Raw genomic sequence first — 12,594 nt, 5'->3', positions numbered from 1 at the left:
TTATCAGTTATACTAGTAGACATGGGTAAGGTCTCCTCTTCTTAGTTTTTGTCGTGATTAACTAAAGGGTAGGATAACCTTACCTTTCCTATTTATTCATCTTACACAGACTATTGTACGTCATCGCAACGCGCTCCAACTAGGTCCGAATTCGCTCAAAAAAGATAACCCGCTCCGAAAAAGTTCACGTGATGCTGCCTTTATCAGAAATGTAGCAGATCATGTCTACGAGATTAAAAACCAAAATATTACCGAAAAGTAATGAGGGACAGAGGCAGTTCATTTGCCCCTGTTCTTTTATTAGACAAGAATAAAATCAATACCTTCCAATTGGACAAAACAGCTTATTATATAAATAATTAAGACACAGATAGATTTATTTGCAATTTCAAAAAGGTGGAAGACAATATGAAAAAATACTTGTTATAATATGCCTAGTTGCAGTAGGTTTATTTTTCTTCATTGGCAAATTGGAGGGAGATAATAAGCTATTTGCAAAGGCATTACCTTCTCATATTAATGAAGCAAATGAGATTAAAGAAATTACGATTTATGAGGTGAAGCCAGTCGGCAAGCCTAAAGCCATTTCGTTGACAGAAAAAGAAGATATTGCAAAAGTTTTGAAAGCGGCTGGATCAATGGAGCTAGAAAAAGGAAATGAATTTGTAAGCTCCGGATACCTGCTTTTATTCCAAGGTTCCAAAGAAAGTTATTCTTTAACAGTGAATAAAGACGGGAAAATGGATATGGATGGCCACAAGGAGCATTACGACATTAAAGGAAGTAACGAATTATTTCAGGTGATTCAAACATTTAACGATAAATGGGAACACCTTGATGAAGAAGAAGTATAAGGCGCTTTTTGAATCAGTAAAAAGATAGGAGCAGCAAATATGTTATTAATGATTGATAACTATGATTCATTTACTTATAATATCGTTCATTATTTGGAGACATTGGGTGTGGAGGTGGTCGTAAAATATAATGATCAACTATCTATAGAAGAAATCGAACAGTGGAATCCCAGTTATATTGTACTGTCGCCTGGACCGCACACTCCAGAGGAAGCCGGAATAACTTTAAATGTGATTGAACGTTTTAAAGGAAAAACCCCGATTTTTGGTATTTGTCTTGGACATCAGGCTATTGGACAATTTTTTGGTGCAGCGATTATAAAAAATTCTCCCGTACATGGTAAGCGATCACGAATCTGGAACGATCAGAAAGGTATATTTTCACAGCTTCCTCAAAGTTTTGATGTGACAAGATACCATTCCTTAACGATTGACCCGAACAGTGTACCGGATAATCTTATCGTTACTGCAGCAACAGAGGACGGGACCATTATGGGTATTCGTCACAAGACAGAGCCAATAGAAGGTGTCCAATTTCACCCAGAGTCCATTGGTACAGAGCACGGTTATCGATTATTATCTAATTTTTTGACGCAGTATAAGAAGGCAGGTGTATTTTCAATTGATAGATGATACAAAAATGATTTTTGATTTTTCTTTTGAAGGAGAATCGGGCGTACGTCGTATTTTTGAAAAGCCAATGGAGGTTCTAATTGCCTATACGCTGACCGAGGTTGTTAATGTATTTAAACAAATGGAGGTTTTTCAACAGAAGGGCTATTATTTAGCGGGATATGTTTCCTATGAAGCGGCACCCGCGTTTGATAATCATCTTGTGACACACAGAAAAGGAAGCTTGCCTCTTGTTGTTATGGGTGTTTTTAAAACAGTGCAACGGGTTCATCCTGAGAAATCTGCAAATTATACATATTCTGCTGCGAATTGGAATATTACCACAACGAAGCAGCGGTATTGCCAGCATATTGATTCAATCAAAGACGCGATCGCTGAAGGAGATACCTATCAGGTGAATTACACAGTTCGGATGAAGGCAGATCGACCTGTTGATGCTGATTCACTATATAATCAATTAACAGGAGCACAGTTGGCAAATTATTGTGCGCATTTACAAATAGGAGAGCATCAAATTATATCTGCTTCTCCAGAGCTGTTTTTTGAACAGAGAGGCCAGACAATTCGCACGAAACCGATGAAAGGGACAATCAAACGAGGTCAAACAGAAGAGGAAGATATCCAAAATAAAAGAATCCTGGCTGAATCAGAAAAAGATCAAGCAGAAAATGTAATGATTGTTGATTTGCTGCGAAATGATTTATCAAAAATAGCGGTTCCTGGGTCTGTCCAAGTTCCCAAGCTGTTTGAAATTGAAAAGTATCCTACCGTTTACCAAATGACATCTACGGTATTGGCAGAATTAAAAGAAACCATCGGTACTTTAGATATTTTTAAAGCATTATTTCCTTGTGGCTCCATTACCGGGGCTCCGAAACAAAGTACAATGGAAATAATTAAACAGCTGGAAGATTCTCCGAGAGAAATTTATTGCGGAAGTATCGGATTTATCACGCCGAATCAAGAAGCATTATTTAATGTAGCGATACGGACAGCGTGGATGGAAAATGGGAAACCCGCTACCTATGGGATAGGCGGAGGAATCACATGGGATTCTAGCCCGGATGGGGAATATGAGGAAGCCTTGGTGAAAGGAGCGATTTTAAAAGCACATACACCGGATTTTCAGCTTTTAGAGACGATGAAATATGATGGGGAGAAAATTGTCTTGCTCCAAAACCATCTGGAAAGAATAGAACGCTCGGCAAAACGATTTCACTTTGTATTTCCTTTAGAAAAAATAAAATACGCGTTAAATGACAAAATTAGGGAACTGGAAGAGAAGGTGGATTATCGTGTTCGTTTATTACTTGCACCCAATGGGGAAATAACGTCTACTTTTACACCGATGACCCAGGAGAATCCTATAAAGATGAAAGCAAGTCTTGCACTTTCACCAATCGATAAAAGCGATATTTTTTATTACTACAAAACAACGAATCGAGCAAACTATCAAGCATTCCGGGAGCAGGCTCCAGCCGTTTTTGACGTGTTATTGTGGAATCAAGATGAGGAATTAACCGAATTTACGATTGGAAATCTCGTGGTAAAATGGAAAGATGCTTATTGGACCCCGCCAGTTTCATCAGGCTTATTAGCAGGAACATTCAGAGAAGATTTACTCCAGCGAGGGGTAATAAAAGAAAAAATTCTTGATAAAAAAGACATTGCTTCTTATGAGGAAATATGGATGATTAATAGTGTTCGTGGCTGGACCAGAATGGATTTAGGGTAAAAGGAATGCAAAGCTTGGTTATAGACACAATATCTTCACAAAAAAGGATTGTATCGTTATTCGGTCCATCATTTTTTTATACATTTTTAAAGGGTGATAAGCTGTTGCATCAAGCGTTCGACGAGGTTCTTTTTCATAAAAATGCGTTACATGAAAAATGATTAAAATTCGATAAAAATGGGGCGGATTTTTTTGAGCAAAAGTATATCTGAAATGAAAAAGTTGTGATATGATATATCAGATTCCTAAGGGAGGTTATAGATGAAATTTTAATTAAGGAGAAATGACGTATGAAAAAACAAAATATGACACTATCAATCTTGTTGATGAATTTGTTTATTGCATTTTTAGGTATTGGTTTGGTTATTCCAGTTCTACCAACCATTATGAATGAGTTGAATTTATCTGGATCTGTTGTAGGTTATTTAGTAGCAGCTTTTGCTGTAGCGCAGCTAATTGTTTCACCGCTTTCTGGAAGATGGGTCGATGCGTTTGGACGTAAACGCATGATCGTTATCGGACTTTTAATTTTTAGTTTTAGTGAGTTTTTGTTCGGTATCGGGAAGTCCGTAGAAATCCTGTTTATTTCAAGGATTTTAGGTGGAGTGAGTGCTGCTTTTATAATGCCTGCAGTTACAGCATTTATTGCAGATATTACAACACTTGAAGAAAGGCCGAAAGCGCTAGGTTATATGTCAGCGGCAATTAATACAGGATTTATTATTGGACCTGGAGTCGGCGGATTGCTGGCCGAAATAGGACCAAGACTCCCATTTTTTGCGGCGGCTGGCTTAGCATTATTTACAGCGGTTCTATCGACCATAACATTGCGTGAGCCAGAAAGAAATCTAGAAGAACAAGCAGAAGAAACTGCGCAAAAGCCTGGCTTAGCGAGAATCTTCGTTCCAATGTATTTCATCGCCTTTATTATTATATTTATTACGGCATTCGGCTTATCTTCTTTTGAATCGTTATTTTCTTTGTTTGTGGATCATAAATTTGCATTCACACCGAAAGATATTGCGATTATTATTACTGGAGGAGCGATTGTTGGTACGATAGCTCAAGTTGCCTTGTTTGGTAAATTAGCCAGTAAATGGGGAGAAATTCGTTTAATTCGTTACTGTCTGATTTTCTCTGCTATCCTTGTTACAGCTGTGACAGTTGCGCAAAGCTATGCGATGATTTTATTTGTAACGATTGTCGTCTTTATCGGCTTTGATTTATTAAGACCGGCTGTGACCTCATATCTGTCAAAAGTGGCAGGGAATGAACAAGGCTTTGTTGGTGGAATGAACTCGATGTTTACTAGTATCGGAAATGTATTTGGACCAATTGTTGGCGGGATTTTATTTGATATAAATTTAAATTACCCATATTATTTTGCAGCGATGGTATTAATGGCAGGTATTGCGGTTGCGATGGTTTGGAAAGACCCGAAAACGCAAGCAGAACATGCTTTACACCATACGAAATAGTTGCTGGAATGAAAAAAGATAAGAAACGCACTTGTGAGGGAGGAATGCTCCAATCACGGGTGCGTTTTTAATTTTTCCCCAGGTAAGACGCCGGAAACATTCACCTCTGCTCAGGGAAAGCGCTCGACCCCAAGCATTTTCGCCATCTTATTCTGAACGAAAACGAATAAAATAATTCAAGAATCGTGCCATGCTATTAAATAACAGAGAATGAGATACTATGCTAAAATAAAAGAGAATAAGATATGGCATCAATATATTCATAAACAATAGGAAAGAGGGGATTAAAAAATGGATGTAAGATTTCCAATTGGAAAACTAGAAGTTCCTGATAAAGTAACATTAGAGAATGTTCAAGAATGGGTAGAGGAAATTGAAACTTACACAATTCGATTAAGAGAAACGGTTGACGGATTAAATGATGATGAATTAGCCAGAACATATCGTGATGGCAGCTGGACAGTCCGTCAACTTGTTCATCACATTGCAGATTCTCAGTTGAACATGTATCAGCGTTTAAAGTTGGCATTAACAGATGAGAATCCAACAGTACCAGCTTTTGATCAAGATAAGTGGGCGATTCAACCGGATACAAAGCTTCCTGTAGAAAGTTCTATTAGAATGCTAGAAGGTATCAATGAGCGCATCGTTTCCTTAGGCTATAGTTTAACGGAAGAACAATTAGATCGTGCTTTCACTCTCCAAAAAGGTGATAAAATAACAGTCGCAACAAAAATTGCAAAATTAGCTTGGCATGAAAAACATCACTTAGCCCATATAAAAATCGCGTTATCAGAATAATACAGTTGTTCAACGAAAGGGCGCAGTGATGTTGTAAATTGGAAGAAACATAGGGATTGTCATAAAAGGAGCAGATAAAATGCAGCTTAATGAATATAAAAAATGTGATGCAACAGAACTAGCAAAACTGGTTCAGCGTAAAGAGGTTCAGCCATCTGAATTAGTGGATTTAGCTTTTAGGCAGTTACATCATGTCAATCCAGAATTAAATATGATTACCCATTATCGTGAGGAAGCGGTAAAAAAGGAAGCAAGTCATTTTCCGATTCGTGATGCGGCATTTTCGGGCGTACCGATTTTAATGAAAAATGTTTCTCAATCTATCGAAGGGGAAAAACTGACTTCCGGGTCCCAGCTTCTGCAGGAGCAGGTAGCAAAGCATGATAATTATTTTGTCAAAAAGTTTCGAGATGCAGGCTTTTTGTTTATGGGACATACGAACACGCCAGAATTTGCTTTGAAGAATATTACCGAACCTAAGTTGTATGGGCCGACGAGAAATCCTTGGAATCCTGCGTATTCTCCTGGCGGTTCAAGCGGGGGAGCAGCAGCTGCAGTCGCTTCCGGCGTTGTTCCAATGGCTGGAGCAAGTGATGGAGGAGGATCGATTCGCATTCCAGCTTCCTTTACAGGGTTGGTAGGTTTAAAGCCAACGCGGGGAAGAACACCTGTCGGACCTGGGGTGGGCAGACAATGGCAAGGGGCATCCATTAATTTTGTTCTGTCGAAAACGGTACGTGACAGCGCGGCTATGCTAGATCAATTGCAAGTGGTTGAGGCACATGCAGCTTTTCAAACACCGCTTTTTGAAAAAGGCTATACGGCAACAATGTCAGAAACACTGCCTAAGCAGCTGCGAATTGCTTTTTCTACCGTATCACCAGTAGGAACACCGGTTTCTGAGGATGCAAAAAAAGCTGTTCTTCAGTTGGTTCACTATTTAGAAAAAGAAGGGCATATTGTAGAGGAACAAGCTGCACCAATTGATGGCGTTCAATTAATGAAAGATTATTATATTATGAATAGCGGGGAAATGAATGCAACGGTTCAAAGTCTGGAAGCTGCTTTTGGTAAAGAATTGACGAAAAAGGATATGGAACTGGAATCATGGTTGCTTCATCAAGCAGGTCAATCTGTATCGGCAGCAGATTACTCGAACAGTCTGGCATCATGGGATCTCGCAGCAGAAAAAATGGCAAACTTCCATCAAAGCTATGATTTCTATATTACTCCTGCTTCGGCATCAGCAGCTCCGAAAATAGGAGAATTAACATATTCTGAACAAAGCGAAATGAAATTCCTCGACAGAATGACAGCAGCAAAGCCAAATGAGAAACAAGCTATAATCTATGATATGTTCTTACCTAGTTTAACGTATACACCTTTTACACAACTGGCGAATTTAACTGGACAACCAGCTATTTCCTTACCACTTTATGTTACAGAGCAGGGACTTCCAATTGGCGTTCAAATCATGGCGAATAAGGGGGAAGAGCATCGACTTCTCCAATTGTCGTACCAAATGGAACAAACAGCTTTATGGCAAGGAATGCATGGTAATCCTTATTTTTCTTAATTATATACTTGTTTAATAAATAGGGGAGCCTGTGAGAATGCGTGGCTTCCTTATTTTTTGACGATTATTTTATTAATTTCCACAAAACAAATCTCACAATCTTTTTATCTATTCATGCAGGCAGTAAAAAGAAAGAATAGTATTCTTAAAATTACTCCTAATGTTATTATTATAACATTTCAAGAAAGAGTATTCATAGGAATGCAAACTGTGTATAATGAAACAAGATCTCTTAGATATCATTGTCAGAATATTGTCGATTTATCAATTTGTAGAAGGGAGCAATAATATGGTAAAAGAGAAGAAAAATATATTTCAGCGATTTTTAGATATTGTTGAAATTGTAGGAAATAAATTGCCGCATCCAGCAACTTTGTTTGCGATTTTAGCTTTACTCGTGTTAGTGCTATCTGCGGCGTTGCAGCCGTTTAATATTAGTGTGGAGAATCCTGGAGAAGCAGGGGAAATGGTAGAAATAAAAAACCTGTTGAATACGGAAGGGATTCAGTATATTTTTGGCAGTATGACGGATAACTTTATCGGGTTTGCTCCGCTTGGTGTTGTACTTGTTACGATGCTTGGAATTGGTGTAGCAGAACGTACGGGATTAATCAGTGCATTATTACGTGGATTTGTACTAGCTATCCCCAACCGATTTATCACCTTAGGCATCGTTTTTGCCGGGGTTATGTCTAGTGTGGCTTCCGATGCTGGATATGTTGTTTTGCCTCCATTAGGCGCATTAATCTTTGCTGCACTTGGCCGTCATCCGTTAGCAGGACTTGCAGCAGCATTTGCCGGTGTTTCGGGAGGTTTCAGTGCAAACCTATTCTTATCAGGAACAGATGTGATGCTTGGCGAAATGACAATCGCTGGGGCTGCGATTATTGATCCTGCCTATGCAGAACAAATGAACGTAGCTATGAACTGGGGTTTTATAGCAGTTTCTGTGTTTGTACTTACCATTCTCGGTGCTTGGGTTACTGAAAAAATTGTAGAGCCTCGTCTTGGTACCTATAAAGGAGAAGCAAATGAGGATATAAAAGGAATTACAGCGATAGAGAAAAAAGGACTTACCTGGACAGCTGTTTCTTTTGTTGTCACAGTTATTCTTGCAGCATTGCTCGTTATTCCTTCCAATGCACCATTACGCGGGGAAGATTCAGGGATTGACGGCATTATTATGTCTCCATTCATGGACTCACTTGTACCAATTATTGCAATTTTATTCTTAATACCAGGACTCGTTTTTGGTTTGGTAACAAAAGAAATTAAAAGTGACAAGGATGTAGCTGCCCAAATGAGTGATACGATGGCGTCTATGGGAATGTTTATCGTACTTGCATTTACGGCAGGTCAATTTGTCGCTTACTTTAATGAATCCAAGATAGGATTAGTTATTGGTGTTTACGGTGCAGAATTCCTAGACAGTGTTAACTTTAGCGGTATCGGTTTAATTTTGTTATTTATCTTTATTGCGGCGTTTATCAATATCTTTATTGGAAGTGCATCTGCAAAATGGGCGATGATGGCTCCCGTGTTTGTACCTATTATGATGCAGCTCGGCTATGCACCAGAATTCACACAAATGGCATATCGTATAGCAGACTCAAGTACGAATATTATCTCGCCACTGATGACATATTTTGCGGTCATTATAGCCTTTGCTCAGAAATATGATAAGAAAATGGGAATCGGAACACTCGTATCCACCATGCTTCCATACTCCATCTTCTTCTTAGTCGGCTGGGTTATTATGTTAATCATTTGGATGTGGCTTGGTATTCCACTCGGACCAAATGGACCAATTCATTATGGATGATAAAAATAAAAACCATGGAGAGCGTTATTGCTTTTCATGGTTTTTTTAATGGGAAAAAGTCAATCTCTTTGTTCTAAAATTTTAAGTATTAATATAACAGATTATTAAGAGAACAGGATTAGCATTGGATTCCTCGTCCCGGGTACCGATAGAGATTCCTGATGCCTGATGTAGCATAGGTTCATTTAGGAGAGAGCAAAATTTTTTTGATTTATATATTTTTTCGCAGTTGATGTAAAAATTTAGTTGCTGCTTTTGAGAATGTTTGATGTTTTTTCCATATAATATTTAGGCTGGCTTCCAGTTTAGGACTTAAAGGTCGAAAACAAAGATCGCTATCTCCTGTCGTATTAATAAGTTTATCAATACATAAGGCATATCCAATGTTTTCTTTCACCATCAGGGAAGCGTTATAAAGTAAATTATAGGTACCGATAATATTTAGGCTTTCAATTTCTTGACCAAACCATCCTGCTAATTCATTACTATTCGCAGTTTGGCGTGAAATAATAAGCGGTTTATCGACTAAGTCTTTTGGCTCGATAAAAGGCTTATCTGCCAAGGGACTAGTTTTTAGCATGAGTACGCCCCACGTGTCTGTTGCTGGCAGTTGTATATAGTTATATTTTTGCTTATCTGCTGGTTCGATGACAATTCCAAAATCTAATAACCCGCTATCTAATTTACTGGCAATGTCATCAGCGTTCCCGCTATATGTATGAAATTTAATATCTGGATAAACTGTGAGCACTTCTTTTAGTGTTTTAGCGATAAGACTCATGGCTTCCGTTTCACCACCGCCAATATATATTTCCCCACGAATAATTTCTTCGGCCTGGTTAAAATTTGCTTCTGTTTTATCGACTAAGTTAACAATTTCTTTGGCCTTTTCCAGCAGGAACATACCTTCTTCTGTTAAACTGATTTTCCGGTTCCCTCTGGTAAATAAAGTAGCCCCCAGCTCTTTTTCAAGATCGTTTAATTGCCTTGAAAGTGTCGGCTGTGACAGATGTAAATAGTTTGCTGCTCCTGAAATACTTTCTTGATTGGCGACTGTAATAAAATAACGCAGCACACGTATATCCATTATATCCCTCTCTCTGATATGCTTTTTTGGTATATCAATCTATGCAATATAGGTATTTGTTATCCAAAGCATACCATCTTATAATGTTATTGACAAAGGTAAACGTAAAATGGAGCGGAGGAGGAATTGTTCATGACTATAAAAAATAAAGTGATCATTATTACAGGTGCTTCTTCTGGAATCGGGGAAGCTACTGCTAAATTGTTGGCAAGTAAAGGTGCGAAGGTAGTACTAGGAGCCCGGCGCGAAGAAAAGTTACAAAAATTGACCGAGACTATATCAAAAGATGGCGGAGAAGCAGTTTACCAAGTAACGGATGTTACGAAAGTGGAAGATAATCAGAGATTAGTTGAATTAGCAAAATCCGAATTTGGCAAAGTGGATGTCATCTTTTTAAATGCTGGCTTAATGCCAAACTCACCATTGTCCGAGCTGAAGAGCAATGAATGGAATCAAATGGTCGATGTTAATTTAAAAGGTGTTTTAAATGGACTTGAAGCGGTTCTTCCAGAATTTAAGAAACAAAAGTCGGGCCATGTGATTACCACTTCTTCCGTAGCAGGATTGAAGGCTTATCCAGGCGGTGCCGTTTATGGTGCAACGAAATGGGCTGTGCGCGATTTAATGGAAGTTCTGCGTATGGAATCTGCCCAAGAAGGGACAAACATAAGAACAGCAACCATTTATCCTGCCGCAATCAGGTCAGAACTACTTGAAACAATCACGGATGAAGAAACTGCAAAAAATACGAATGCAATGTATAACCAATATGAAATCGGTCCAGACCGTGTTGCTAATGTAGTTGCATTCGCAATCGATCAGCCAGAGGATACCAATGTAAATGAATTTACTATTGGACCGACAGCACAACCTTGGTAATAAAGAAAACGTATTGATTCTATTATCGTGTTCGAATAAATTGCTGTGCATCCAGTTACTTGGTACCAGCGATTTATATATGGAACCTTTTTATATATAAAGGGGGTTCAAAATGGATAGGTTTCAATTGATTAACAAAGGTAAGAAGATTACTTATAAAATGCGCAGCTTTAGTTGGAAAATTAGCGTGAATCGTCCATATTGACCCTTTAAAGGAAGTGGGATAGTTTTTATGAAGAATTCGAAAGGTTTATTAATATTTATATTGGCTGTAGGTGTTTTTGGTATTCTTAACACTGAAATGGGGGTTATTGGTATACTCCCTGACCTAGCTCTGTATTTTGATGTTAGTGTTTCTACCGCTGGCTGGTTAGTTAGCGGATTTGCGCTGGCTATTGCAGTTGCCGGGCCAACACTTCCATTAGTTTTTTCGGGGATCAATCGAAAGAAAGTTATGTTACTTGTTCTAGTTATCTTTATTATCGGTAACATTATTTCTGTTTTTACAGAAAGCTTTACAGTTGCATTAATAGCAAGGGTGATTCCGGCTTTCTTTCACCCAGTATATGTTTCGATGGCCTTATCAGTGGCGGCTGCTTCTGTCAGCCCGAATGAAGCACCAAAAGCAGTTTCCAAAGTGTTTATAGGAGTCTCTGCAGGAATGGTTTTAGGTGTACCAGTAGCAAGTTTTCTAGCTAATGCCGTTTCCCTTCAAGTAGCAATGTCTTTCTTTGCTATCGTTAATATCTTTACCTTCATTGCAACTATCCTATTTGTACCTTCCATGCCAGTGAGGGAAAAACTTTCTTATGGATCACAGCTCAAAATTTTAACGAAAGGGATTACGTGGCTTTCCATCCTAGCAGTAATTTTTCTAAACGGGGCAGTGTTTGGGATATATAGTTACTTAGCTGAATATTTGGGCGTGGTAACACAGATGTCAGCCAATGTCATTAGTATCATGTTATTTGTTTATGGAGCAGCAAATATTATTGGGAATATGATTGCAGGGAACTTATTGACACATTCTCCAACTCGTACTGTAATCTATTATCCGGTTGTATTAACTGTACTGTATCTGGTCTTTTTCTTTGTCGCTGAAATGGCCATACCTACCGCCGTTATTATTTTAATCTGGGGTATTTTGGGCGGAATTGGCGGCAATGTGAATCAATATTGGATTATGACTTCCGCGCCAAAGGCTCCGGACTTTGCTAATGGATTATTTTTAACGGCCACTAATTTAGGAACAACCATTGGAACAGCTATAGCTGGTATGGTTATCGCACAAATTGGAACAAAATATATTTTATTTGTTGGTGTAGCTGCATTAATATTAGGTTTTATATGTGTGTTGCTTAGAAATACAATTTATAGTAAATCTAAATCTGCCAGTGTCTGAATGATTTTGGTAACAAAAAAATTTACAGTTGTGAGAGATTAGAACAATGCTCCGGAAGAAGGAACCCGCTCGAAAAAAGGGAAAAGCGCTCCAACCTAGGCTGAATGCGCTCGAAAAAGGAGGAAAGCGCTCCAACCTAAGCTGAGAGCGCTCGAAAAAGGAGGAAAGCGCTCCAACCTAAGCTGAGAGCGCTCAAAAAAGGGTACTGTCAATAAGTATGTGTAAATTCCCAGGAAGTGCACCGGTTTTACATGGAGTAGTGGGCATGGTAGCCTTGGTGGTAAGGCCAACGCTTTTTTCCATAGTTGGGTCTTGGCCTATGAACCA

At 38.6% G+C, this 12,594-nt stretch carries 10 protein-coding genes; 9 read left to right on the top strand and 1 reads right to left on the bottom strand.

The window, feature by feature from the left end:
- Positions 1–380: 380 nt before the first annotated feature.
- The 7 genes from KI343_RS19100 to KI343_RS19070 all read left to right on the top strand — a co-directional run bounded on the left by KI343_RS19100 (position 381) and on the right by KI343_RS19070 (position 8,899).
- Positions 381–854 carry a hypothetical protein gene (locus KI343_RS19100; RefSeq protein ID WP_212928003.1) on the top strand — a complete coding sequence of 158 codons (474 nt, stop codon included), beginning with the start codon at positions 381–383 and terminating at the stop codon, positions 852–854.
- Positions 855–893: 39 nt separating this feature from the next.
- Positions 894–1,487: an anthranilate synthase component II gene (locus KI343_RS19095; protein WP_212928002.1), complete on the top strand. Its 594-nt coding sequence runs from the start codon at positions 894–896 to the stop codon at positions 1,485–1,487.
- Entirely contained in the window at positions 1,477–3,222 is a 1,746-nt protein-coding gene (pabB, locus tag KI343_RS19090; protein WP_244857130.1) for an aminodeoxychorismate synthase component I, read from the top strand. Before KI343_RS19095 ends, pabB begins: the two co-directional genes overlap by 11 nt.
- Positions 3,223–3,512: 290 nt before the next feature.
- Positions 3,513–4,700, top strand: a complete 1,188-nt coding sequence (locus KI343_RS19085) for an MFS transporter (protein ID WP_212928001.1) — start codon at positions 3,513–3,515, stop codon at positions 4,698–4,700.
- A gap of 291 nt (positions 4,701–4,991) precedes the next feature.
- Positions 4,992–5,501 (top strand): YfiT family bacillithiol transferase, encoded by a 510-nt coding sequence (locus KI343_RS19080; protein WP_212928000.1) that lies wholly within the window; start codon positions 4,992–4,994, stop codon positions 5,499–5,501.
- Positions 5,502–5,580: 79 nt separating this feature from the next.
- On the top strand, positions 5,581–7,077 hold the full coding sequence (locus KI343_RS19075; protein ID WP_212927999.1) for an amidase: 1,497 nt from the start codon (positions 5,581–5,583) through the stop codon (positions 7,075–7,077).
- 289 nt (positions 7,078–7,366) lie between these two features.
- The gene (locus tag KI343_RS19070) at positions 7,367–8,899 is read left to right on the top strand and encodes an AbgT family transporter (RefSeq protein ID WP_212928004.1); all 1,533 of its coding nucleotides are present in this window, start codon (positions 7,367–7,369) and stop codon (positions 8,897–8,899) included.
- Between the two features lie 211 nt (positions 8,900–9,110).
- On the opposite strand, the gene KI343_RS19065 is transcribed toward KI343_RS19070, so the two are convergent.
- Positions 9,111–9,986, bottom strand: a complete 876-nt coding sequence (locus KI343_RS19065) for a LysR family transcriptional regulator (RefSeq protein WP_212927998.1) — start codon at positions 9,984–9,986, stop codon at positions 9,111–9,113.
- A gap of 132 nt (positions 9,987–10,118) precedes the next feature.
- On the opposite strand from KI343_RS19065, the gene KI343_RS19060 reads away from it, so the two are divergent.
- Entirely contained in the window at positions 10,119–10,865 is a 747-nt protein-coding gene (locus tag KI343_RS19060) for an SDR family oxidoreductase (protein WP_212927997.1), read from the top strand.
- A 232-nt stretch (positions 10,866–11,097) separates the two neighbouring features.
- Positions 11,098–12,267: an MFS transporter gene (locus KI343_RS19055; RefSeq protein WP_212927996.1), complete on the top strand. Its 1,170-nt coding sequence runs from the start codon at positions 11,098–11,100 to the stop codon at positions 12,265–12,267.
- Positions 12,268–12,594: the final 327 nt, after the last annotated feature.

Source organism: Oceanobacillus sp. J11TS1 (genome assembly GCF_018333215.1).
GTDB lineage: Bacteria > Bacillota > Bacilli > Bacillales > Amphibacillaceae > Oceanobacillus.
The sequence above is the reverse complement of the archived record's forward strand: the minus strand, read 5'-3'. Positions and strand labels throughout refer to the sequence as shown.